At 60.6% G+C, this 24,057-nt stretch carries 16 protein-coding genes; 12 read left to right on the top strand and 4 right to left on the bottom strand.

Going from position 1 to position 24,057, the window contains the following annotated elements; all coding sequences use genetic code 11:
* Positions 1-83 precede the first annotated feature (83 nt).
* The 7 genes from rpoB to cysG all read left to right on the top strand — a co-directional run bounded on the left by rpoB (position 84) and on the right by cysG (position 15,933).
* The gene (gene rpoB, locus PU634_RS14295) at positions 84-4,112 is read left to right on the top strand and encodes a DNA-directed RNA polymerase subunit beta (protein ID WP_306761444.1); all 4,029 of its coding nucleotides are present in this window, start codon (positions 84-86) and stop codon (positions 4,110-4,112) included.
* 87 nt (positions 4,113-4,199) lie between these two features.
* Positions 4,200-8,411, top strand: coding sequence for a DNA-directed RNA polymerase subunit beta' (gene rpoC, locus PU634_RS14290; protein ID WP_306761443.1), 4,212 nt, complete (start codon positions 4,200-4,202; stop codon positions 8,409-8,411).
* 133 nt (positions 8,412-8,544) lie between these two features.
* Positions 8,545-9,722, top strand: a protein-coding gene (locus PU634_RS14285; protein WP_306760800.1) for an IS3 family transposase whose coding sequence is annotated in 2 segments (ribosomal slippage) — positions 8,545-8,836 and positions 8,836-9,722 — 1,179 coding nt in all. Because the reading frame shifts where the segments join, the coding sequence is not laid out codon by codon here.
* A 178-nt stretch (positions 9,723-9,900) separates the two neighbouring features.
* Positions 9,901-11,700 carry an assimilatory sulfite reductase (NADPH) flavoprotein subunit gene (locus PU634_RS14280; RefSeq protein ID WP_306761442.1) on the top strand — a complete coding sequence of 600 codons (1,800 nt, stop codon included), beginning with the start codon at positions 9,901-9,903 and terminating at the stop codon, positions 11,698-11,700.
* Positions 11,690-13,393 (top strand): assimilatory sulfite reductase (NADPH) hemoprotein subunit, encoded by a 1,704-nt coding sequence (cysI, locus tag PU634_RS14275; protein WP_306761441.1) that lies wholly within the window; start codon positions 11,690-11,692, stop codon positions 13,391-13,393. Before PU634_RS14280 ends, cysI begins: the two co-directional genes overlap by 11 nt.
* Complete coding sequence (locus tag PU634_RS14270; protein WP_306761440.1) at positions 13,383-14,150, top strand: phosphoadenylyl-sulfate reductase; 768 nt, start codon at positions 13,383-13,385, stop codon at positions 14,148-14,150. The genes cysI and PU634_RS14270 overlap by 11 nt, the downstream gene beginning before the upstream one ends.
* Before the next feature lie 382 nt (positions 14,151-14,532).
* Positions 14,533-15,933 carry a siroheme synthase CysG gene (gene cysG, locus PU634_RS14265; RefSeq protein ID WP_306761439.1) on the top strand — a complete coding sequence of 467 codons (1,401 nt, stop codon included), beginning with the start codon at positions 14,533-14,535 and terminating at the stop codon, positions 15,931-15,933.
* Here cysG and PU634_RS14260 read toward each other — a convergent pair.
* Together PU634_RS14260 and ppa are read right to left on the bottom strand one after the other, a co-directional pair.
* Positions 15,930-16,748 (bottom strand): TIGR03899 family protein, encoded by an 819-nt coding sequence (locus PU634_RS14260; RefSeq protein ID WP_306761438.1) that lies wholly within the window; start codon positions 16,746-16,748, stop codon positions 15,930-15,932. The two genes, cysG and PU634_RS14260, sit on opposite strands and share 4 nt — an antisense overlap.
* Positions 16,749-17,047: 299 nt before the next feature.
* Positions 17,048-17,578: an inorganic diphosphatase gene (gene ppa / locus PU634_RS14255; RefSeq protein WP_306761437.1), complete on the bottom strand. Its 531-nt coding sequence runs from the start codon at positions 17,576-17,578 to the stop codon at positions 17,048-17,050.
* Positions 17,579-17,778: 200 nt separating this feature from the next.
* On the opposite strand from ppa, the gene mpl reads away from it, so the two are divergent.
* The 5 genes from mpl (at position 17,779) to PU634_RS14230 (ending at position 22,611) form a co-directional block, all read left to right on the top strand.
* Positions 17,779-19,137 (top strand): UDP-N-acetylmuramate:L-alanyl-gamma-D-glutamyl-meso-diaminopimelate ligase, encoded by a 1,359-nt coding sequence (gene mpl / locus PU634_RS14250; RefSeq protein WP_306761436.1) that lies wholly within the window; start codon positions 17,779-17,781, stop codon positions 19,135-19,137.
* Entirely contained in the window at positions 19,130-19,777 is a 648-nt protein-coding gene (locus PU634_RS14245; protein WP_306761435.1) for a flavin prenyltransferase UbiX, read from the top strand. Before mpl ends, PU634_RS14245 begins: the two co-directional genes overlap by 8 nt.
* 534 nt (positions 19,778-20,311) lie before the next feature.
* Entirely contained in the window at positions 20,312-20,842 is a 531-nt protein-coding gene (gene hpt / locus PU634_RS14240; RefSeq protein WP_306761434.1) for a hypoxanthine phosphoribosyltransferase, read from the top strand.
* Positions 20,843-20,920: 78 nt separating this feature from the next.
* Entirely contained in the window at positions 20,921-21,841 is a 921-nt protein-coding gene (locus PU634_RS14235) for an ABC transporter ATP-binding protein (protein ID WP_306761433.1), read from the top strand.
* Positions 21,838-22,611: an ABC transporter permease gene (locus PU634_RS14230; RefSeq protein ID WP_306761432.1), complete on the top strand. Its 774-nt coding sequence runs from the start codon at positions 21,838-21,840 to the stop codon at positions 22,609-22,611. Before PU634_RS14235 ends, PU634_RS14230 begins: the two co-directional genes overlap by 4 nt.
* Positions 22,612-22,696: 85 nt before the next feature.
* Here the strand turns inward: PU634_RS14230 and panD are convergent, their stop codons facing one another.
* Positions 22,697-23,083 (bottom strand): aspartate 1-decarboxylase, encoded by a 387-nt coding sequence (panD, locus tag PU634_RS14225; RefSeq protein ID WP_442604697.1) that lies wholly within the window; start codon positions 23,081-23,083, stop codon positions 22,697-22,699.
* A gap of 121 nt (positions 23,084-23,204) precedes the next feature.
* Positions 23,205-24,050, bottom strand: a complete 846-nt coding sequence (gene panC, locus PU634_RS14220) for a pantoate--beta-alanine ligase (protein ID WP_306761431.1) — start codon at positions 24,048-24,050, stop codon at positions 23,205-23,207.
* Positions 24,051-24,057 lie beyond the last annotated feature (7 nt).

The following is a 24,057-nucleotide window of genomic DNA, read 5'->3' as shown; positions in this document are numbered from 1 at the left end:
ACACTCGGCCAACAAGAAACGATGTTATCAGAGCTGTCCCATTTGGGCAGAGTGGGTCACTTATCAGCGAGCTGAGGAACCCTATGGTTTACTCTTATACAGAGAAAAAACGCATTCGTAAGGACTTCGGTAAGCGTGACCAGGTCTTGGACACGCCTTACCTGCTGTCAATCCAGCTTGACTCCTTCAAACAGTTTATTGAAGCAGATCCTCAAGGCGAGTACGGTCTGGAAGCGGCTTTCCGCAGCGTTTTCCCTATCACTAGCTATTCTGGCACTGCCGAGCTGCAGTATGTCAGCTATCGTCTGGGTGAGCCCGTATTTGACGTGCAGGAATGTCAGATCCGTGGCGTGACCTACTCGGCGCCGTTGCGCGTCAAGTTGCGTATGGTCCTGTACGACAGAGAAGCTGCCGCCGGCACTGTCAAGGACATCAAGGAGCAAGAAGTCTACATGGGCGAAATCCCGCTCATGACTGAGAACGGTACCTTTGTGATCAACGGTACCGAGCGGGTAATCGTCTCCCAGCTGCACCGCAGCCCGGGTGTGTTTTTCGATCACGATCGCGGCAAGACCCACTCCTCCGGTAAGGTCCTGTATAACGCCCGCGTGATCCCCTACCGTGGTTCCTGGCTCGATTTCGAATTTGATCCCAAAGACAACCTGTTTGTCCGGATCGACCGTCGCCGCAAGCTGCCGGCGTCCATTATTCTGCGCGCCCTTGACTTCACCACCGAAGACATTCTGTCCACCTTCTTTGAGACCACCCGTTTCGAAGTGGCCGACGGCAAGCTGATGATGGAGCTCAAGCCCGAGCGCCTGCGCGGTGAAACCGCCTCCTTCGACATTATGGTCGACGGTGAAGTACTGGTGGAAACCGGTCGCCGCATCACTGCCCGCCACATTCGCCAGCTGGAAAAGGCCGGCGTCGAGCAGCTGGAAGTGCCGGTGGAATATGCCGTGGGCAAGGTGGCCGCCAAGGACTACATCAACGCCGACACCGGCGAAGTGATCGTGGCTGCCAACAGCGAGCTGAGCCTCGAGAGCTTGGCCAACCTGTCTGTGGCCGGCATCAAGCAGTTCGAGACCCTGTTCACCAACGAACTGGATCACGGCGCCTACATGTCCGAGACCCTGCGCATCGATTCCGCCACTACCCGCCTCGAGGCGCTGGTGGAAATCTACCGCATGATGCGTCCGGGCGAGCCGCCCACCCGTGAAGCGGCCGAGACCCTGTTTGAAAACCTGTTCTTCACCGACGATCGTTACGACCTGTCTACCGTGGGTCGCATGAAGTTCAACCGCCGCCTGGGTCGCGAAGAGCTGAATGGTCCGGGTACCCTGACCAAGTCCGACGTGGTCGACGTGATGAAGCAGCTGATTGCCATCCGTAACGGTCTGGACGAAGTGGACGATATCGACCACCTGGGTAACCGTCGTATTCGATCCGTGGGCGAAATGGCCGAAAACCAGTTCCGTGTGGGCTTGGTTCGCGTCGAGCGTGCGGTGAAGGAGCGCCTGTCTCTGGGCGACCTGGATACCCTGATGCCTCAGGATCTGATCAACGCCAAGCCGATCAGCGCCGCGGTGAAGGAATTCTTCGGCTCCAGCCAGCTGTCCCAGTTTATGGACCAGAACAACCCGCTGTCCGAAGTCACCCACAAGCGCCGTATTTCGGCCCTGGGCCCGGGTGGTCTGACCCGTGAGCGTGCCGGCTTTGAGGTGCGCGACGTACACCCGACCCACTACGGTCGTCTGTGCCCCATCGAGACCCCTGAAGGTCCGAACATCGGTCTGATCAACTCGCTGGCGTGTTACTCCCGCACCAACGAATACGGTTTCCTCGAGACCCCGTACCGCCGTGTGGTGGACGGTCGCATCACCGACGAGGTGGATTACCTGTCTGCCATCGAGGAAGGCCACTTCGTGATCGCCCAGGCCAACGCCGCCATCGACGAAGAAGGCCGCCTGCTCGACGAGCTGGTACCGTCCCGTCACAAGGGCGAAGCCACCTACATGAACGCCGACCAGGTGCAGTACATGGACGTGAGCCCGCAGCAGATCGTCTCTGTGGCGGCCTCACTGATCCCGTTCCTGGAACACGATGACGCCAACCGGGCACTGATGGGCTCGAACATGCAGCGTCAGGCGGTGCCGACCCTGAAGGCGGACAAGCCGCTGGTAGGTACCGGCATCGAGCGCGCCGTGGCCGTGGACTCCGGCGTAACCGCCGTGGCCAAGCGGGGCGGTGTGGTCGACTACGTCGACGCCTCCCGCATCGTGGTCAAGGTCAACGAGGAAGAGATGCTGCCGGGCGAAGCCGGTATCGACATCTACAACCTGACCAAGTACACCCGTTCCAACCAGAACACCTGCATCAACCAGCGTCCCTGCGTGATGCCGGGTGAGCGCGTGATCAGCGGTGACGTACTGGCCGACGGCCCGTCCACCGATCTGGGCGAACTGGCCCTGGGTCAGAACCTGCGTGTGGCCTTTATGCCCTGGAACGGCTACAACTTCGAAGACTCCATCCTGCTCAGCGAGCGGGTGGTGATGGAAGATCGCCTGACCACCATTCACATTCAGGAACTGTCCTGTATCTCCCGTGACACCAAGCTGGGTCCGGAAGAGATCACCGCCGACATTCCCAACGTGGGTGAAGCCGCGCTGTCCAAGCTGGACGAGTCCGGTATCGTCTACGTGGGAGCCGAAGTGAAGCCCGGCGACATTCTGGTGGGCAAGGTGACACCCAAGGGCGAAACCCAGCTGACTCCGGAAGAGAAGCTGCTGCGTGCCATCTTTGGCGAGAAGGCGTCCGACGTGAAGGATTCTTCCCTGCGCGTGCCCAACTCCGTGTACGGTACCGTGATCGACGTTCAGGTGTTTACCCGTGACGGCGTCGAGAAGGACAAGCGTGCCCAGGACATCGAGCACATGCAGCTCAAGCAGGCCAAGAAGGACCTGACTGAAGAGTTCAGCATTCTCGAAGACGGCATCTTCGCCCGTGCCCGCTCCGTGCTGATCGCCGCCGGCATGAGCGCCGACAAGGTGGCCAAGATCGCCCGGGAAAAACTGCTGGAGCAGGCCCTGGACGACGAAGCCAAGCAGGTGGAACTGGAGCAGATCGCCGAGCAGTATGCCGAGCTGAAGGCCGACTTCGACAAGAAGTTCGAGAACAAACGCCGCAAGATCACTCAGGGCGATGACCTGGCTCCCGGCGTGCTCAAGATCGTCAAGGTGTACCTGGCGGTGAAGCGTCGCATTCAGCCCGGTGACAAGATGGCGGGTCGTCACGGTAACAAGGGTGTGGTATCCACCATTGTGCCGGTGGAAGACATGCCCCACGACGAACATGGCCGTCCGGTCGACATCGTGCTCAACCCGCTGGGTGTACCCTCGCGGATGAACATCGGTCAGATCCTGGAAACCCACCTGGGCCTGGCGGCCAAGGGACTGGGTGAAAAGATCGACCAGATGATCAAGGAACAGCAGGAGCTGGCCCGTCTGCGTGAGTTCATTCAGGAAGTCTACAATCAGGGTGAAGGCGTCAAGCAGAAAGTGGATCTGTCCACCTTCTCCGACGACGAAGTCCGGGTGCTGGCCGAGAACCTGCGCAAGGGTGTGCCCATTGCCACGCCGGCGTTCGACGGTGCCCGCGAGCATGAAATCAAGCGCCTGCTGAAGCTGGCCGATCTGCCCGAATCCGGCCAGATCACCCTGTACGACGGCCGTACCGGTAACCCCTTTGAACGTCCGGTTACCGTGGGCTACATGTACATGCTGAAGCTGAACCACCTGGTGGACGACAAGATGCACGCCCGTTCTACCGGCTCCTACAGCCTGGTAACCCAGCAGCCCCTGGGCGGTAAGGCCCAGTTCGGTGGTCAGCGTTTCGGGGAGATGGAAGTGTGGGCGCTGGAAGCCTACGGTGCCGCCTATACCCTGCAGGAAATGCTGACCGTCAAGTCGGACGATGTAAACGGCCGGACCAAGATGTACAAGAACATCGTGGACGGCGATCACCGCATGGAGCCGGGCATGCCCGAGTCCTTCAACGTACTGCTGAAGGAAATCCGCTCCCTGGGTATCAACATCGAGCTGGAAGAAAGTTAAGGCACCAGGCTGCCTCGGAAATAACGGCGCCCCTTCATTCTTCGGAAGGGCGGGGCGCCCAGGTAGAACTCCTCACAGGAGACTAACGTGAAAGACTTGCTTAAGTTTTTGAAAGCGCAGAGTAAGACTGAAGAGTTTGACGGTATCAAAATCGGTCTGGCCTCGCCCGACATGATCCGCTCTTGGTCCTTTGGCGAAGTCAAAAAGCCCGAGACCATCAACTACCGTACCTTCAAGCCGGAGCGTGACGGCCTTTTCTGCGCCCGGATCTTTGGTCCGGTCAAGGACTATGAGTGTTTGTGCGGCAAGTACAAGCGCCTCAAGCACCGCGGCGTGATCTGTGAAAAGTGCGGCGTTGAAGTTACCCAGACCAAGGTGCGCCGTGAGCGCATGGGGCACATCGAGCTGGCCAGCCCGGTGGCCCATATCTGGTTCCTGAAGTCACTGCCGAGCCGCATTGGCCTGCTGCTGGACATGACCCTGCGCGACATCGAGCGGGTGCTGTATTTTGAATCCTACGTGGTGATCGAGCCGGGCATGACCAGCCTGGAGCGCGGCCAGATGCTGTCTGAAGAGCAGTACCTGGACTCGCTGGAAGAGTGGGGTGACGAATTCGACGCCAAGATGGGCGCCGAGGCCGTGCTGGCCCTGCTGCGCGACATCGATCTGGAAGGCGAGATCAACACCATGCGCGAGGAGCTGGATCAGACCAACTCCGAAACCAAGCGCAAGAAGATCACCAAGCGCCTCAAGCTGATGGAAGCCTTCCACTTCTCCGGCAACAAGCCCGAGTGGATGGTGATGACGGTACTGCCGGTGCTGCCGCCGGATCTGCGTCCGCTGGTACCGCTGGACGGTGGCCGCTTCGCGACCTCCGATCTGAACGATCTGTACCGCCGGGTGATCAACCGGAACAACCGTCTCAAGCGCCTGCTGGATCTGGCTGCGCCCGACATCATCGTGCGCAACGAAAAGCGCATGCTGCAGGAATCCGTGGACGCCCTGCTCGACAACGGCCGTCGTGGCCGCGCCATCACCGGCTCCAACAAGCGCCCGCTGAAATCTCTGGCCGACATGATCAAGGGTAAACAGGGTCGTTTCCGTCAGAACCTGCTGGGCAAGCGGGTCGACTACTCCGGTCGTTCCGTTATCACCGTAGGTCCGACCCTGCGTCTGCATCAGTGCGGTCTGCCCAAGAAGATGGCGCTGGAGCTGTTCAAGCCCTTCATCTACGGCAAGCTGGAATCCCGCGGCCTGGCCACCACCATCAAGGCGGCCAAGAAGATGGTGGAGCGCGAGGAAGCCATCGTCTGGGATATTCTGGACGACGTGATCCGCGAACACCCGGTGCTGCTGAACCGGGCGCCTACCCTGCACCGTCTGGGTATTCAGGCATTTGAGCCGGTACTGATCGAAGGCAAGGCCATTCAGCTGCACCCGCTGGTGTGTGCGGCCTATAACGCCGACTTCGACGGTGACCAGATGGCGGTCCACGTACCCCTGACCCTGGAAGCCCAGCTCGAAGCCCGCGCGCTGATGATGTCCACCAACAACATTCTGTCTCCCGCCAACGGCGAGCCGATCATCGTCCCGTCTCAGGACGTGGTACTGGGTCTGTACTACATGACCCGTGATCGCATTAACGCCAAGGGTGAGGGCATGCTGCTGACCAGCGCCAAGGAAGCCGAAAAGGTGTACCGTGCCGGTCATGCCGAGCTGCACGCCCGGGTCAAGGTGCGCATTACCGACTTCGAGAAACTGGAAGACGGCACCATGGTGGAAAGAACCGCCATTCGTGACACCACCATCGGCCGCGCCATCCTGAGTCTGATCGTGCCCAAGGGCCTGCCCTTTGAAATGATCGACCAGCCCATGGGCAAGAAGCAGATCTCCCGTCTGCTCAACGGTTGTTACCGTCGTCTGGGCCTGAAGGACTCTGTTATCTTCGCCGACCAGCTGATGTATACCGGTTTCCACTACGCCACCCTGTCCGGTGTGTCCGTGGGCATCAACGACATGGTGATTCCGGATGCCAAGAAGGACATCATCGACGAGGCCGAAGCCGAAGTTACCGAGATTCAGGATCAGTTCCAGTCCGGTCTGGTTACCGCCGGGGAGCGTTACAACAAGGTTATCGATATCTGGGCCAGCGCCAACGAGCGGGTGTCCAAGGCGATGATGGAAAACCTGTCGAAAGATGTGGTCATCAACCGCGACGGCGAAGAAGAGCTGCAGGATTCCTTTAACAGCATCTACATGATGGCCGACTCCGGCGCCCGGGGTAGTGCCGCCCAGATCCGTCAGCTGGCGGGTATGCGGGGCCTGATGGCCAAGCCGGACGGCTCCATCATCGAAACGCCGATCATCGCGAACTTCCGTGAAGGTCTGAACGTACTGCAGTACTTTATCTCTACCCACGGTGCCCGTAAGGGTCTGGCCGATACCGCACTGAAGACCGCGAACTCCGGTTACCTGACCCGCCGTCTGGTGGACGTGGCCCAGGATCTGGTGATCACTTCCGACGACTGTGGTACCCACGAAGGTCTGTGGATGATGCCGCTGATCGAGGGCGGTGACGTGGTGGAACCCCTGCGCGAGCGGGTGCTGGGACGGGTGGTGGCCGAAGACGTGATCAAGCCGGGTACCGAAGACGAAGTGCTGGTGGCCCGCAACACCCTGCTCGACGAGAAGCTGTGTGACCTGCTGGAATCCAGCTCGGTAGACCGGGTGAAAGTGCGTTCCGTAATCACCTGTGACAATGACCACGGCGTCTGTGCCCACTGTTACGGCCGCGATCTGGCCCGTGGCCACCTGGTCAACCAGGGCGAGGCGGTCGGTGTTATCGCCGCCCAGTCCATCGGTGAGCCGGGTACCCAGCTGACCATGCGTACCTTCCACATCGGTGGTGCGGCATCGCGGGCGGCGGCGGAAAGCAGCATTCAGGTCAAGCACAGCGGTACCGTCAAGCTGCAGAATGCCCAGACCGTTACCAACACCGACGGCAAGACCGTTATCGTGTCCCGTTCTTCCGAGCTGACCATCATCGACGAGATGGGGCAGACCCGGGAAAACCACAAGCTGCCTTACGGTGCCCTGCTGGAGCAGCCGGACGGTGGCATGGTGCAGGCCGGTCAGGTGGTGGCCAACTGGGATCCGCACACGCACCCCATCATCACCGAAGTGGCAGGCCGGGTGAAGTTCATCGACATGATCGATGGCGTCACCATCAGCCGTCAGACCGACGAGCTGACCGGTCTGTCCAGCATCGTGGTGATGGACGTGAACGAGCGTCCCAGCTCCGGTAAGGAACTGCGCCCCACCGTGAAACTGGTGGACGACGCCGGCAAGGACGTGTTCATTCCCGACACCGACCTGTCTGCCCTGTACTTCCTGCCCGGCCGCGCCATCGTGAGCCTGGAAGACGGTGCTCAGGTAAACGTGGGTGATGCCGTGGCCCGTATTCCCCAGGAGTCCGGCGGTACCAAGGACATCACCGGTGGTCTGCCGCGGGTTGCCGACCTGTTCGAAGCCCGTCAGCCGAAAGAGCCGGCCATTCTGGCCGAGATTTCCGGCACCATTTCCTTCGGCAAGGAAACCAAGGGCAAGCGCCGCCTGGTGATCACCCCGCTGGAAGGGGGCGAGGCCTATGAGGAAATGATTCCGAAGTGGCGTCACCTCAACGTGTTTGAAGGTGAGAAGGTCGAGAAGGGCGAAGTGCTGGCCGACGGCCCCGAATCGCCCCACGACATTCTGCGTCTGCGTGGCATCAGCCCGGTGGCGAACTACATCGTCAACGAGGTGCAGGAGGTTTACCGACTGCAGGGCGTTAAGATCAACGACAAGCACATCGAAACCGTGGTGCGTCAGATGCTGCGTCGTGCCGAGATCCTGGATGCCGGTGACTCCGACTTTATCGAAGGCGAGCAGGCCGAAGTGGTGCGTATTCGTCAGGCCAACCGTGCCCTGGCAGCCGAAGGCAAGCGCACCATCAGCTACCGCCACGTGCTGATGGGCATCACCAAGGCGTCGCTGAGCACCGAATCCTTCATCTCGGCGGCCTCCTTCCAGGAAACCACCCGCGTGCTGACCGAAGCGGCCGTGGCCGGCAAGGTCGACGATCTGCGTGGTCTGAAGGAGAACGTGATCGTGGGTCGCCTGGTACCGGCCGGTACCGGTTTTGCCTACCATCAGGGCCGTCAGGCCCGCCGCCAGCCGGAGCAGCCGGTGCAGATCTCTGCCGATGAAGCAGAGCAAAGCCTGGCCGATCTGCTCAATGCCGCCGGCAGCGCCGACGAATAAGCAGTAACCGACTCGCTGATAAGACAAGGGCTTCCGCAAGGCAGCCCTTTTTTATTTTACGAGAGACGGAAGACGTAAGAGGTTATGGACTGGCCCGAGAAAAGTAGACACCTTCATTAGATGAGAAGGTGTTATGAAATACAAACCCCACCGTCGCTTTAGCGATGCATTCAAACGTGAGGCCGTCGAGGCCTCGCTCTCCACCACAGAGACACAAGCTCAGCTTGCTGGCAGACTTGGGATCCATCCTAACCAATTGAGTCGCTGGCGTAGAGAGTGGAGCATGACCAAGAAATCATCCGACAAAGCCGTTGAAAACACCGGACCAGAAAAAAGCCTGCAGGAGCTGGAGCGCGAGGTAGCTCGGCTGAAGAAGCAGCTTGAGCGGAAAGAGCTGGAGAACGAAATCCTAAAAAAGGCGCAAGAGTACTTCGCCAAGCACGGCAAGTAAGGTTTGCCTTTATCGAGGCCCACCGAAGTCAACGCTGGCGGGTCTCGATAATGTGTGAAGTACTCGACGTGTCACGAGCGGGATATTATCGCTGGCGAACACGTCAACACTCTCCGGGGGCGCGTGCCATCGAGCGACGGACGCTGAACACCTTCCTGCTCGAGCGAGCCAGGCAACTGAAGAATGTGCCGGGTTATCGCAAGCTGTGGCTGGAAGCACGGGATGCCGGGTTCTGCTGCGGCAAGAACCAGGTTCAGCGCTTGCTGAGAGACGCTGGTTATCGTTCATGCACGGCTCCTAAAGCAGGATATCAAAAGCCAACATCGTCCTTGCCTGTGTTACCGAATCTGTTGAATCGCCAGTTCTCGGTGGGTTCAGCGAACCGAGTTTGGGTATCAGATATCACCCAAATCCGGTGCAGTGAAGGCTGGCTCTACATCGCAGCAGTCCTAGACCTGGGCACACGCCGCGTGGTGGGCCGAGCCATGGGTGCCATCAATAGCGCCCAACTGGTGCTGGAGGCCCTTGAGCAGGCATGGCAACATCAGCGGCCAGATGGGAAACAGCTGTTGTTCCACTCGGACCAAGGGAGTCAGTATCGCAACGGAGAGGTGATGAGATGGCTGAATACACGGGGAATCACCATCAGCATGTCACGCCGAGGTAACTGCTGGGATAACGCCTGTTCGGAAAGCTTCTTCGCGCTACTCAAGAAGGAGTGGACTCGCCCTCTGGGCGTGCTCGGAAGAGACGAAATGGCAGATGAAGTCCGGTATTATACAGACGAGTATTACCCGAAAGTGCGGCGCCACATGGCGCTGGGAGGGATGACTCCCGATGCCTACGCAGCTGCCGCTTAACTTAAGTGTCTACTTTATCGGGGGCACTCCATTAGATATCTCGTCTTACGTCTTACTTTTTACGTTTCACCTTAAAGTCATATTCTTTTAACGAATAAAAAATCACCCTTTATTCTTTATTGTTTTTGCCTGCCCTGGCTTAAGCTATGTCCACTCTGGAAAAGTGGAAGCCAATGTCATGCTTTTAAAAGAACTCGCGGCGGCCGCCAGCCCGCTCAATGAACAACAGGTACACAAGCTCACTCAGGTGGCGGCCGAGCTCAACGCCACCCAGCTGGCCTGGGTCAGCGGCTACCTCTATGGCATCAGCCAGCATGGCCAGGCCATTGCGGCCCAGCCCGCCGCCGCCGCGCAGCCCGCAGGCAAGCTGACCATTCTCTACGCTTCGCAAACCGGCAACGCCAAGGGCGTGGCCGAGGCCCTCAAGGCCCAGGCTGATGCCAGCGGCGTGGCCGCCGAGCTGTTCAACGTGGCCGACTACAAGATCAAGCAGCTCAAGAAGGAAACCCATGTGCTGATCGTGGCCAGCACCAATGGCGAGGGCGAGGCCCCCGATGACGCCATTGAATTCCACAAGCAGCTCAAGGCCGGCAAGGCCGGCAAGCTGGATGGCCTGAGCTATGGCGTGATCGGCCTGGGGGATTCCTCCTACGAATTCTTTTGCCAGACCGGCAAGGACTTTGACGAATACCTGAGCAAGGCCGGTGCCAGGCCGCTGCTGGCCCGCCTCGACTGCGACGTGGACTACGAAGGCCCGGCCACCGAGTGGGGCAATGCCGCCTTTGAGCTGCTGAAAGACGCCCTGTCCGCCGACGCCGCCAACCAGGTGGTGCCGGGGGTGCCCGCCACTCAGGGCGTGGCCAGCCTGTACAGCAAGAAGAACCCCTTTGCCGCCGAGTTGTCCACCAACCAGAAGATCACCGGCCGGGATTCCGACCGGGATGTGCGCCATATCGAGATTTCCCTGGAAGACTCCGGCCTGACCTATCAGCCCGGCGACGCCCTGGGGATCTGGTTTACCAACGACGAAGCGCTGGTGGACGGTCTGCTGCAACTGGTGGAACTGTCCGGCGACACCGGCGTCAAGGTGGACGACAAGACCCTGCCGCTGCGCGAGGCGCTGATCAACCACTATGAGCTGACCCAGGGCTATGCCAGTTTTGTGCAGGCCTATGCCGAACTGTCCGGCTCTGACAAGCTCAAGGCGCTGATCGAAGACAAGGCCGCCCTGCGCGAGTACTGTGCCAAGCATCAGATCCGGGACATCGTCGCCGAGCAGCCGGTGGCACTGACCGCCGAGCAACTGCAGGGAGCCCTGCGCCGGCTGACCCCGCGGCTGTATTCCATCGCCTCTTCCCAGGCGGAAGTGGACGAGGAAGTGCATCTGACCGTGGGCGTGGTGCGTTTCGATCACGACGGTGAAGCCCGTGCCGGCGGCGCCTCTTCCTACCTGGCCGACCGGCTGGAAGAAGGCGGCAAGGTACGGGTATTCGTGGAGCACAATGATAACTTCCGCCTGCCCGCCGACGACAATACCCCGGTGATCATGGTGGGCCCGGGCACCGGTATCGCACCCTTCCGCGCCTTTATGCAGGAGCGGGACGCCCGCGGTGCCGAGGGCAAGAACTGGCTGTTCTTCGGCAACCCTCACTTCACCCAGGACTTCCTGTATCAGCTGGAGTGGCAGCGTTACGTCAAGTCCGGCCTGCTGAGCAAAATCTCCCTGGCGTTCAGCCGGGATCAGGCCGAGAAAGTGTATGTGCAGCACAAGCTGAAGGAAGAGGGTGCCGAGGTGTATGCCTGGCTGGAGCAGGGCGCCCACTTCTATGTGTGCGGTGACGCCACCCGCATGGCCAAGGACGTACACGAGGCCCTGATCGAGCTGGTGGCCGAGCACGGCGGCAAGACCCGCGAGCAGGCCGAAGACTATGTGGATGCGCTGCGCAGCGCCAAGCGTTACCAAAGGGATGTTTATTAAGATGAGCGAGCAAAAACTGTCCGACAACGAACGCCTCAAGCGCGAGAGCAATTTCCTGCGCGGCACCATAGAGCAGGATCTGCAGGATCCGCTGACCGGTGGCTTTAACGGCGACAACTTCCAGCTGATCCGTTTTCACGGCATGTATCAGCAGGACGACCGCGACATTCGCAACGAGCGTACCGCCCAGAAGCTGGAGCCCCTGCACAATGTGATGCTGCGCGCCCGTCTGCCCGGCGGTATCATCACTCCCGAGCAGTGGCTGGTGATCGACAAGTTTGCCGCCGATCACACCATGTACGGCAGTATTCGCCTGACCACCCGTCAGACCTTTCAGTTTCACGGTGTGCTCAAGCGCGACATCAAGCTGATGCACCAGACCCTGAACAAGACCGGCATCGACTCCATCGCCACCGCCGGCGATGTAAACCGGAACGTGCTGTGCACCAGCAACCCGGTGGAGTCCGAGCTGCATCAGCAAGCCTACGAGTGGGCCAAGAAGATCTCCGAGCACCTGTTGCCCAGGACCCGGGCCTATGCGGAGATCTGGCTGGACGGTGAGCGGCTGGAAACCACCGACGAAGAGCCGATTCTGGGCTCCACCTACCTGCCGCGCAAGTTCAAGACCACGGTGGTGATCCCGCCGCAGAACGACGTGGACGTGCACGCCAACGATCTGAACTTTGTGGCCATCGCCGACAACGGCAAGCTGGTGGGCTTCAACGTGCTGGTGGGCGGAGGTCTGGCCATGACCCACGGCGACACCAACACCTATCCGCGCAAGGCCAGCGACTTCGGCTTTATTCCGCTGTCCCACACCCTGGCGGTAGCGGAAGCCGTGGTCACCACCCAGCGCGACTGGGGTAACCGCTCCGAGCGCAAGAACGCCAAGACCAAATACACTCTGGAGCGCTTCGGTGTGGAGGCGTTCAAGGCCGAGGTAGAAAAACGGGCGGGCATTCAGTTTGAAGAAAGCCGTCCTTACGAGTTCACCGGTCGCGGCGATCGTTTTGGCTGGGTGGAAGGCATCGACGGCAAGCACCACCTGACCCTGTTTATCGAGAATGGCCGTATTCTGGATTATCCGGGCAAGCCGCTGAAAACCGGCATGGCCGAGATTGCCAAGGTGCATCAGGGCGACTTCCGCCTGACCGCCAACCAGAATCTGATCATCGCCGGTGTGCCGGCGGAGCAGAAGGCGCAGATTGAAGCCCTGGCCCGGCAATACGGTCTGCTGGACGACAGCGTGTCCGCGCAGCGGCAGAACTCCATGGCCTGTGTGGCGCTGCCGACCTGTCCGCTGGCGATGGCCGAAGCCGAGCGCTTCCTGCCGGAATTCGTCACCGAAATCGAAGGCGTGCTGGCCAAGCACGGCGTGAACGACGACAGCATTATCTTCCGGGTCACCGGCTGCCCCAACGGCTGTGGCCGCGCCATGCTGGCGGAGATCGGCCTGGTGGGCAAGGCGCCGGGGCGCTACAACCTGCACCTGGGCGGCAACCGGGAAGGCACCCGCATTCCGCGCATGTACAGGGAAAACATTACCGACCGGCAGATCCTGGAAGAGATCGACGCCCTGGTGGGCCGTTGGGCCGCCGAGCGTGAAAGCGGTGAAGGCTTTGGCGACTTCGTGATCCGCGCCGGCATTATCGCGCCGGTGGTCGACTCCGCGAGGGATTTTTATGCAGTCTAGTGTGTTACCCGCGCTGGAGGAGCTGACCGGCCTGACCCGGCAGGAGCAGGCCGAAGCCCTGGCGCCGATTAATCGTGAGCTGGTGGCCCTGAGCGCTCCCGAGCGGGTGCGCTGGGCGCTGGACAACCTGCCGGGAGAGCCGGTGCTCTCCTCCAGTTTCGGCATTCAGGCGGCGGTGATGCTGCACCTGGTGACCCAGGCCAGGGTCGATATTCCGGTGATCCTCACCGATACCGGCTACCTGTTTCCCGAGACCTACCGCTTTATCGACGAGCTGACCGAACGGCTCAGGCTAAACCTGAAGGTGTACCGGGCGGCGGAGTCTGCCGCCTGGCAGGAAGCCCGCTACGGCAAGCTGTGGGAGCAGGGGGTGGAAGGCATCAGCCGCTACAACCACCTCAACAAGGTGGAACCGATGCAGCGAGCCCTGCGGGAGCTGAACGCCGGCGTCTGGTTTGCCGGTCTGCGCCGCAGCCAGTCCGATACCCGGGAAGGGCTTGAAGTGCTGGGGGTGCAGAATGGGCTGTTCAAGTTCCTGCCGATCATCGACTGGAGCAACAAGGATGTGCACTACTACCTGAAGGATCACGACCTGCCGTACCACCCGTTGTGGGAGCAGGGTTATGTGTCGGTGGGCGATGTGCATACCACCGCCAAGTGGGAGCCGGGCATGAGCGAAGCCGATACCCGCTTCAACGGCCTCAAGCGCGAGTGCGGCCTGCACGAAGTGCCCGAGTCCGACGGCAGCGGTATTTAACCCGCGAACCTGCAGAATCCAATGCAGGTCGAACAAGGAGCCGACTTCACGACACGCTTCAAGCCCATCCGTGGGTCGCTCGGCAAATGCCATCCCTGGCATTTGATCGGTCGTGAAGCCGCTCTCCTTGTCCTCCCTTTTAAGCGCTTTTGTAGCCGCCACTTTAGTTGGCGGGGCCTGTGAAACAGGCCAAAACTCCGGCCTCGAAATGGAATTACTCGTTCCCACGATCTGCGTGGGAATGCATGCCTTTGTTCGACCTCAGTACAGCTCTGCAGCCCCCTAATTCGTTAAAGGCATAAAAAATCATTTTTTATTATTATGTGGCTATATGCCCCGCGGTTTATAGTTAGCCTGTCTATCGTTATTCGCGGAGCCGGCCATGGAACACCTGCCTCTTTTTATCAGCATTGAACAACGCTCCTGCCTGGTGGTGGGCGGCGGTGCCGTGGCGGCCCGCAAGGCCCGCTTGCTGCTGTCCCGGGGGGCCAGGCTGACCGTGGTGGCGCCCGAGCTTTGTGCCGAGCTGAAGGAGCAGTTGCCCGCCTTTGAGTGGCTGCAGGATTCCTTTGACGAATCCCATCTCGACGGTCGTTTTCTGGTGGTGACCGCTACCGACAGCACGGAAGTCAACGCCCGGGTCTATCAGCTCGCCAACCAGCGCGGCCTGCTGGTCAACAAGGCCGACGACAGCAAGCGCTCGGCGGTGATCTTCCCGTCCGTGGTGGAACGCTTTCCGCTGCAGGTGGCGCTCAGCACCGGGGGCAAGGCGCCCTGGCTGGCCCGCCTGCTGCGGGCCCGGATCGATGCCCTGCTGCCGTCTCACTGGGGCGCGCTGGCGGAAGTGGCCGGTCGTCTGCGTCAGCGGGTGAAAAATACCCTGGGCAGCAGTGACGAGCGTCGCCGGTTCTGGGCCCGTACCCAGGACGACAGCACCCTCAATGCCTACCTTAAACACGGTAACCTGGCCGCCGCCGAAAAGTGGTTGCAGCAGGAAGTGCAGCAGCCTTCCAGCGGTGAAGTGATCCTGGTGGGGGCCGGTCCCGGCGATTCAGGACTGCTGACGGTGAAGGCCCTGAACGAGCTGCAAAAGGCCGATGTGGTGCTGTACGATCAACTGGTGTCCGACGAGATTATGGCGCTGATCCGCCCGGAGGCGGAGCGGATCCCGGTGGGCAAGAAGGCGGGCAACCACAGCGTGCCTCAGGAGCAAATCAATCAGCTGCTGGTGGATCAGGCGCGGCAGGGCAAGCGGGTGGTGCGGCTCAAGGGCGGTGATCCCTTTATGTTTGGCCGGGGGGCGGAAGAGCTGGAGACCCTGGTGGCCGCAGGCATTCGCTATCAGGTGGTGCCGGGCATTACCGCCGCCGCCGGTGCCACCGCCTATGCCGGCATTCCGCTGACTCACAGGGATCATGCCCAGAGCGCGGTGTTCATTACCGGGCACTGCAAAAAAGACGGTGAGGAGCCGGACTGGGCCAGTCTGGCCAGTGGTCGTCAGACCCTGGTGATCTACATGGGGCTGATGCGCTCCGGTCATATTCAGCAACGGCTGCTGGAGCACGGTCTGAGCGCCGCCACGCCGGTGGCGCTGATCGAGCGGGGCACGACCCGGCAGCAGAAGGTGGTGCGGGGTGAGCTGAGCGAGCTGAGTGAGCTGGCTTCACGGGTGGAGAGCCCGGCGTTGATGGTGATCGGCTCGGTGGCTTCACTGGCCGACAGCCTGGCCTGGTTCAACACCAACGCCGACATTCCACAGGCTCCCCTTGAGCGCGCCGGTTAAGCACCACTTTCCTGTTGTTCCAGCTGGCCCAGCGGGGCCAGCAGATCCATCAAATCCATCACATATTCCTTTGGCGCCGACTCCGCCATCAGGGCAGCGAGCTCGTTGCCGATGGCGGTAAAGCGGTAATACAGCAGCCGCACACCCCGGCGGCGGGGGGTGAGCTGCAGCCGGCGGCTCCCCAGCACCAGTGTCAGCGGACTGGGGGTGGTCAGCTCCCCCGATTCCAGCTCGGTCTGGTGCAACAGGCCCAGCTCAAACAGCTGCATCAGTCCGGCGTAAGGCAGCCGGTATTTGCCCGGACTGAGCTTTTGCTGCCGCAGCCCCTGCCACAGTCCTTTTTGCCGGTAACCGAGGAGCAGCCGCAGATTATCGTCGCCGAAGTGACAGGCCAGGGCGCCGGCCTTTTGCAGCAGCAGGGCGTCCTTCTGGGTCATGCGCCGCAGGCAGGTGAGCGCCTGCACCGAGCAGCGCCCGGGCTGGGCGATTTCCCGGGCCAGTATGCTGGCCCAGAACTGCTGCATGGCGGGGTGGCGAATGTTTTCGGCAAGACTCAGAAAGTGGCTCAGCCAGTCCGGATCCGGCTCGCCGCCCACCTCGCTGCTGCATTGCTCATGGGCCTGGCGAATGATGGTCTCCAGGCTTTTCTGGCGGGCGGCCTCGTCCAGCTGCAGACGCATGCGATAGCGTTCGCCAAAGCTGTGGGGCGAGTCACCGTGCAGCAGGCCGGCCAGACCGCGTTGCTCGGCGAGTTCACGCAGCAGGTGTTTGCTGTTCTTGATCCGGGGATCCTGGGTGGCGGGTTTGGCGATCATGGTATCGATTCGGCTTGTTAATTATGTTTTCATCATGTTAAAATTCGGCTGCAATTTCGAAAGGAGCACCGAATGCAAAAAGACAAGTCCAGGATGACTTGGTTGCTTCTGTTCATCGGCTATGTCTCAAGCCTCGGGATCCTCGCCGTCATGATATAGGGCAACCGGTCAATCTGCATACAGCATACGGCCCGTTCAGGGCCTTGTCATCAGTGATGATTCAAAGACCGGCTGACCGCCACACCAACAAAAAAAGAGCACCGAAGTGCTCTTTTTTTGTATGCCAAAGCCGGGGATTATCAGGCCTTGTTGTAACGCTCGGCGGAAGCCAGAATTTCGGCTTCGGCGGCGGCCTTGTCTTCCCAGCCGTCTACTTTCACCCACTTGCCCGCTTCCAGCTCCTTGTAGCGCTCGAAGAAGTGCTTGATCTGGGCCTTGAGCAGTTCGGGCACGTCGTTGATGTTCTGAATGTGGTCGTATTCCTTGGTCAGCTTGCTGTGGGGAACGGCGATTACCTTGGCGTCTTCACCGGACTCGTCGGTCATTTTCAGCACGCCCACCGGACGGCAGCGGATCACGGAGCCGGGCACCAGCGGGTGCGGGGTGGGCACCAGCACGTCTACCGGGTCGCCGTCCAGAGACAGGGTCTGGTTCACGTAGCCGTAGTTGCAGGGGTAGAACATGGGAGTGGCCATGAAACGATCCACGAACACGGCGCCGGTGTCCTTGTCGACTTCGTACTTGATGGGATCGGCGTTCTGGGGAATTTCGATAACAACATAGATATCTTCGGGCAGGCTCTTACCGGCCGGTACCAGGTTCAGGCTCATGACGTTTCCTTGTGTATGGTCAGTTGCGGAATTGTGAATCGAGTGTACCACCGCGGCCGCTTTGCATCTGTTATACAAATGGGTAACGGCGATGTCAGGCCGGCATTATAACCGGGCTGTCGCATCAATCGCCAGAGCAGTGCCCAAAGTGCCGCCGGGTTGCTAGAATGCCGTCAATTTCATTACGCCGAAGGCAGCCTATGCACATTCATATTCTCGGTATTTGTGGCACCTTTATGGGCGGGCTGGCGGTGCTGGCCCGCCAGCTCGGCTACCAGGTCACCGGCAGCGATGCCAATGTCTATCCGCCCATGAGCACCCAGCTGGAACAGCAGGGGATCGAACTGATCGAAGGCTATGATCCTTCCCAGCTGGATCCCTGTCCGGATCTGGTGGTGATCGGCAACGCCATGAGCCGGGGTAACCCCTGTGTGGAGGCGGTGCTCAACCGGCGCATTCCCTATACCTCCGGGCCTCAGTGGCTGCTGGAGCATGTATTGCAGGAGCGCTGGGTACTGGCGGTGGCCGGCACCCACGGCAAGACCACCACCTCCGCCATGCTGGCCCATATTCTGGATGATTGCGGCCTGAAGCCCGGTTTTCTGATAGGCGGTGTGCCCGGCAACTTCGCGGTGTCTGCCCGGCTGGGCGAAGCGCCCTTTTTCGTGATCGAGGCGGACGAGTACGACAGCGCTTTTTTCGACAAGCGATCCAAGTTTGTGCACTACCGTCCCAGCACCCTGATCCTCAACAATCTCGAGTTTGATCATGCGGATATTTTTCCGGATCTGGCGGCGATCCAGCGGCAGTTCCATCATCTGCTGCGCATGGTGCCCGGCCATGGCCGGATCCTGATGCCCACTCATACGCCGGCGCTGGAAACCGTGAAGGACATGGGCTGCTGGAGCGAGCTGGAATACGTGGGCGACGACGGTCTCTGGCGCGCCGAGCTGCTGGCCGCCGACGGCAGCCGCTTTTCGGTCTGGCTCGACGGCGAGCGGGTGGGCGAGGTGAACTGGTCCTGTATGGGGCTGCATAACGTCAACAACGGCCTGATGGCGCTGGCTGCCGCCCGTCATGCCGGGGTGCCGGTGGCCGAAGCCATTCGTGCCCTGTGCGGCTTTGTACCGCCCAAACGGCGTATGGAGCACAAGGGCGAGGTGGCCGGCATTCGCGTGTGGGACGACTTTGCCCATCACCCCACCGCCATCGCCACCACCCTGGCCGGCCTCAGGGCCCGCAGCGAAGGCCGCCGTGTGCTGGCGGTGCTGGAGCCGCGCTCCAATACCATGAAAATGGGCATACACCAGCAAGAGCTGGCCGGGTCGCTGCAACAGGCCGATGCCACTTACCTGTTTCAGCCGCCGGGCCTGGAGTGGGATCTGCAGGCCGTGGCCGGGAGTTGCCCGCAAGGCCGGGTGTTTGACGACCTCAATGCGCTGATTACCGCGCTGGTGAGCGAGACTGAGGCCGGTGATGAAATTCTCATCATGAGCAACGGCGGCTTTGGCGGCATTCACGGCAAGCTGCTGGCGGCGCTGGAGGTGGCCCATGGCTGAGTATGCCCGTGATCAGCAGATCACCCTGGCCCTGAGCGGCGCGTCCGGCGCGCCTTATGCGCTGGCGCTGCTGCAGTGTCTGGTAAAGGCCGGCATGCAGGTGCACCTGCTGGTGTCCGGTGCCGCCCGGGTGGTGCTGGCCACCGAGCAGGGCGAACAGTGGCCGGGCAAGCCGGAACAACTGGCCGCCTATCTGTGTGAACGCTACGGCGCCGCGCCTGGCCAGATCCGTGCCTACGGCAAGGAAGAATGGTTTTCGCCGGTGGCCTCGGGCTCGGGGGCGCCCCGGCGCATGGTGATCTGCCCCTGCTCCATGGGCACGGTGGCCTCCATTGCCAGCGGTGCCTCCGACAATCTGATCGAGCGGGCTGCCGACGTGGTGATCAAGGAAAAGGGTCAGTTGATCCTGGTGCCTCGCGAGTCGCCGTTATCGGAGATCCACCTGGAAAACCTGCTCAAACTGGCGCGCATGGGGGTGACCATCATGCCCGCAGCCCCGGGGTTTTATCATCAGCCGAAAACGATTGACGATCTGGTGAACTTTATGGTGGCGCGGATCCTGGATCACCTGGGCGTGGATCAGGATCTGGTGGCCCGCTGGGGTTATGGCGCAGAGCGAGGCTTGAAGCCGGAAGCTTGAAGCAAAACCAGTTGTCTGTAGGTACAGTGCACTTCGTGGGACAAAGCGCACTGCTTCTCCGGCACGCCGTGATGACATGCCACTCAATGTTTCAACCCGCTGCGAACATACTGAATGTTCGGTCGGGCTGAAACATTTCGTTACGGCGAGCAGGCTCGCCCCATGGGGGCTCCACTGCGCATCTGACCGCCAGGGATGGCGGGAATGCCGAACATGCAGGAGCAATTTTCGGCCATGGCGCAGAGGGCGCGGCGAAGCAGACACCCTTTGTCCTCCTCAGAATGTACTGAGCTGACTGCATGCAGGCGATGCCGAGGTTACTCGAAGCAGCAGTGGGGATTGCCGAAGCCGACCATAAAATGCCATGGATGGCATTTTCGAGCGTTACAAGGAAGTACTTGAAGCGTGTCGGCGGAGTGCAACCGCACTGATGTTTCGCGCTGCGTATCCGCGTTTGTGCACAGGTTTGGGAATTCCGCTAAAATACGGCTTTAATCACAGCCGGGTGTTATTTACCCGAACGGAGCAGTAACAATGAAACACCGCGTGGATGTGCTGATCGGCACCGAAGAGGTCAATGCCAGAACCAGGACCCTGGGCGAACAGATTAACACCCACTATCAGGGCGTCGACGAAGTGGTCATGGTGGGCCTGCTGCGGGGCTCCTGCGTCTTTATGGCCGATCTGTGCCGCCAGCTCACCGTGCCGGTGCGGCTCGACTTCATGACCGCTTCCAGCTACGGCAACAGCATGGACAGCAACCGGGACGTGCGCATCCTCAAGGATCTGGACGACGAGATCCACGGCAAGCATGTGCTGATCGTGGAAGACATCATCGATACCGGCTACACCCTGAGCAAGGTGCGGGAAATACTGTCTCTGCGCAACCCGGCGTCGCTCACTATCTGCACCCTGCTCGACAAGCCCGAGCGGCGTGAGGTGCAGGTGCCGGTCGACTGGGTCGGCTTTACCATTCCCGACGAATTCGTGGTAGGTTACGGCATCGACTATGCCCAGCTGTACCGCAACCTGCCCTATATCGGCAAGGTAGTGCCGCTGGAGTAACGCCTCGCTTTTTATATCGTCCATTCCTTCTATATGCCTGGTCCTTGTCCAGGCATATGTTTTTCATTGGGAGCAAACATGACCAAAGCACTGGAGATCACCGGCCTGCGCAAGACCTACGCCGGTGGCGTGGAGGCGCTCAAGGGCATCGATCTCGGCGTGGAGGCGGGGGACTTCTACGCCCTGCTCGGCCCCAACGGCGCCGGTAAGTCCACCACCATCGGTATTATTTCTTCCCTGGTCAACAAGAGCGGCGGCACCGTGCGGGTGTTCGGTCACGACATCGACACCGAGCTGGAGCAGGCCAAGTCCTGCATCGGCCTGGTGCCCCAGGAGTTCAATTTCAACCAGTTTGAAAAGGTGCGCCAGATTGTGGTTAACCAGGCCGGGCTGTACGGGGTGGAACGCAAGGAAGCTCTGATCCGGGCCGAACGTTACCTCAAGCAGCTGGATCTGTGGGAAAAGCGGGATTTGCCGGCGCGCACCCTGTCCGGCGGCATGAAGCGCCGGCTGATGATCGCCCGGGCCTTGATGCACCAGCCCAAACTGCTGATCCTCGATGAGCCCACCGCCGGGGTGGACATCGAAATACGCCGGGCCATGTGGGACTTTCTTAAGGAAATCAACGCTCAGGGCATCACCATTATCCTTACCACCCACTATCTGGAAGAGGCCGAGATGCTGTGCCGGCACATCGGTATCATCGACAAGGGCCGGCTGGTGGAAAACACCACCATGAAGGGCCTGCTGGGCAAGCTCAACGTGGAAACCTTTATTCTCGATCTGGCCGCCGACTGCCGGGAACCCTTTTTGTCGGGCTTTAACTGGCAGATGGTGGACGACCACACCCTGGAAGTGGAAGTGAAAAAGGAGCAGGGCCTGAACGGCGTGTTTGACCAGCTCAACGAGCAGGGCATTCGCGTGCTGAGCATGCGCAACAAGGCCAACCGGCTGGAAGAATTGTTCGTGACACTGGTGGAGCAGGGGAGAAAAGCATGAGCGCCAGACAGTATTACATCGCTTTTAAAAGCATACTGCACCGGGAAATCGTACGTTTTACCCGTATCTGGGTGCAGACCCTGGTGCCGCCGGCCATTACCATGACCCTGTATTTCGTGATTTTCGGCAACCTGATCGGCAGCCGTATCGGCGAGATGGGTGGCTATTCCTACATGGCCTTTATCGTGCCCGGCCTTATCATGATGTCGGTGATCACCAATTCCTATTCCAACGTGGCCTCGTCGTTTTTCAGCAGCAAGTTTCAGCGCAACGTGGAAGAGCTGCTGGTGGCGCCGGTGCCCACCTATGTGATCATCGCCGGTTACGTCGGTGGTGGCGTGGTTCGGGGCCTGCTGGTGGGGCTGATCGTCAGCCTGGTGTCGCTGTTCTTCGTGGATCTGCAGGTGAGTCACCTGTTCAGCGTGGTGGTCACCGTGTTCCTCACCGCCGTGCTGTTTTCCCTGGCCGGGCTGCTCAATGCCATCTTTGCCCGCACCTTTGACGACATCAGCATTATTCCCACCTTTGTGCTGACGCCGCTGACCTACCTGGGCGGTGTGTTCTACTCCATCGAGCTGCTGCCCGGCTTCTGGCAGGGGGTGTCCCATGCCAATCCGGTGCTCTATATGGTGAACGCCTTTCGCTACGGTTTTCTCGGCATCACCGACGTGCCGCTAACCGTGGCTTACGGCATTATTCTTGGCTTTATCGCCGCCTTCTACACCGCCGCCTGGTATCTGATCCACACCGGCCGGGGATTGCGGCACTAAACGGCCGCGAGACCGGAGAGCAACCATCAAGCAAAAAGGCAGCCAGTTGGCTGCCTTTGTTGTTTACCGCGGTGAAAACCGGCGTTCAGGCCAGTTGCAGCGGAATGTTCTTGCTGGTGCGGACTATGTTGTTGCCGGCGTCCAGGTAGACCAGGTTGGGCGAGTAGGTTTCTATCTGCTGCTCGCTCATGGGGGCGTAGGCGCAGATGATGATGCGGTCGCCTACGGCGGCCTTGCGGGCGGCGGCGCCGTTCAGGGAGATCATCTTTGAGCCCCGTTCGCCGGCAATGGCGTAGGTGTGAAAACGTTCGCCGTTCTCGATGTTATAAATGTCGATTTGCTCGTATTCACGAATATTGACCGCGTCCAGCAAATCCTGATCGATGGCGCAGGAGCCTTCGTAGTTGAGCTCGGCGTGGGTTACCCGGGCCTGGTGCAGTTTGCCCCTGAGCATGATGCGTTGCATGTCCATGTTCACTTGTCTCCGTTGTTACCGCCTTGGAGGCGTAAAGGGCGGGATCACCGTGCCAATGCGATCGGGGCTGCACTGCCTGCGCCCCGTCCGGCTATCCTGCCAAAAAACGATGATGGTTCTACAGTGCCACCACCTGGTTGTCGATCAGTCTGGCCTTGCCCAGAAAGGCGGCCATCAGGATCACCACCGCCCGGCTTTCTCCGGTCAGCGGGGTCAGGGTATCGGCATCCACCATGTCGATGCCGTCGGTACGAAAACCGGCGCTGTCGAGCCGGGCGCGGCCATCGGCGGCCAGCCGTTCGAGGTCGCGTTCGCCGGCAGCCAGCCGCTCGGCCAGCCAGTTCATGGTGGCGGCCAGTTCCGGCGCCAGCGCCCGCTCGGCCTCGGTCAGATAACCGTTACGGGAGCTCAGCGCCAGGCCGTCGTCGGCGCGCACCGTGGGCACGCCGATAATCTCCACCGGCAGGTTGAGATCGGCGGTCATTTTACGGATCAGTGCCAGCTGCTGGTAGTCCTTTTCGCCAAAGCAGGCGACGTCCGGCTGCACCAGGTTGAACAGCTTGCACACCACGGTGCTCACGCCGTCGAAATGGCCCGGGCGCAGGGCGCCTTCCAGCACCTCGGATACTCCGGGCACGCTGACCTTGGTCTGCTGATGCTGACCGTTGGGGTACATCAGCTCGGGGGTGGGGGTAAACACCAGCTCCGCCAGCTCGCCCAGGCGTTCGCAGTCCTGCTCCAGGGTGCGCGGGTAGGCGGCCAGATCGGCGGCCCGGTCAAACTGCAGGGGGTTGACGAAAATGCTCACCACCACCTTGTCGGCTGTTTCACGGGCCCGGCGCACCAGCTCCAGGTGGCCGTCGTGCAGGTTGCCCATGGTGGGCACAAAGCCGATGCGCAGTCCGGCGCGGCGCCACTCGCTGATGGTGGCGCGCAGCGGCTCAATGGTACTGACCAGTTGCATGGCAATT

It is taken from the genome of Oceanimonas pelagia (genome assembly GCF_030849025.1).
Lineage (GTDB): Bacteria > Pseudomonadota > Gammaproteobacteria > Enterobacterales > Aeromonadaceae > Oceanimonas > Oceanimonas pelagia.
The sequence above is the reverse complement of the archived record's forward strand: the minus strand, read 5'-3'. Positions and strand labels throughout refer to the sequence as shown.

Coding starts and splice junctions, on each gene's coding strand:
- panD (WP_442604697.1), bottom strand. CDS start 23,083: ATGGACATGCAACGCATCATGCTCAGGGGCAAACTGCACCAGGCCCGG.
- PU634_RS14245 (WP_306761435.1), top strand. CDS start 19,130: ATGGCTGAGTATGCCCGTGATCAGCAGATCACCCTGGCCCTGAGCGGC.
- ppa (WP_306761437.1), bottom strand. CDS start 17,578: ATGAGCCTGAACCTGGTACCGGCCGGTAAGAGCCTGCCCGAAGATATC.
- PU634_RS14260 (WP_306761438.1), bottom strand. CDS start 16,748: ATGATCGCCAAACCCGCCACCCAGGATCCCCGGATCAAGAACAGCAAA.
- hpt (WP_306761434.1), top strand. CDS start 20,312: ATGAAACACCGCGTGGATGTGCTGATCGGCACCGAAGAGGTCAATGCC.
- panC (WP_306761431.1), bottom strand. CDS start 24,050: ATGCAACTGGTCAGTACCATTGAGCCGCTGCGCGCCACCATCAGCGAG.
- PU634_RS14270 (WP_306761440.1), top strand. CDS start 13,383: ATGCAGTCTAGTGTGTTACCCGCGCTGGAGGAGCTGACCGGCCTGACC.
- mpl (WP_306761436.1), top strand. CDS start 17,779: ATGCACATTCATATTCTCGGTATTTGTGGCACCTTTATGGGCGGGCTG.
- PU634_RS14280 (WP_306761442.1), top strand. CDS start 9,901: ATGCTTTTAAAAGAACTCGCGGCGGCCGCCAGCCCGCTCAATGAACAA.
- rpoB (WP_306761444.1), top strand. CDS start 84: ATGGTTTACTCTTATACAGAGAAAAAACGCATTCGTAAGGACTTCGGT.
- PU634_RS14230 (WP_306761432.1), top strand. CDS start 21,838: ATGAGCGCCAGACAGTATTACATCGCTTTTAAAAGCATACTGCACCGG.
- PU634_RS14235 (WP_306761433.1), top strand. CDS start 20,921: ATGACCAAAGCACTGGAGATCACCGGCCTGCGCAAGACCTACGCCGGT.
- cysI (WP_306761441.1), top strand. CDS start 11,690: ATGTTTATTAAGATGAGCGAGCAAAAACTGTCCGACAACGAACGCCTC.
- cysG (WP_306761439.1), top strand. CDS start 14,533: ATGGAACACCTGCCTCTTTTTATCAGCATTGAACAACGCTCCTGCCTG.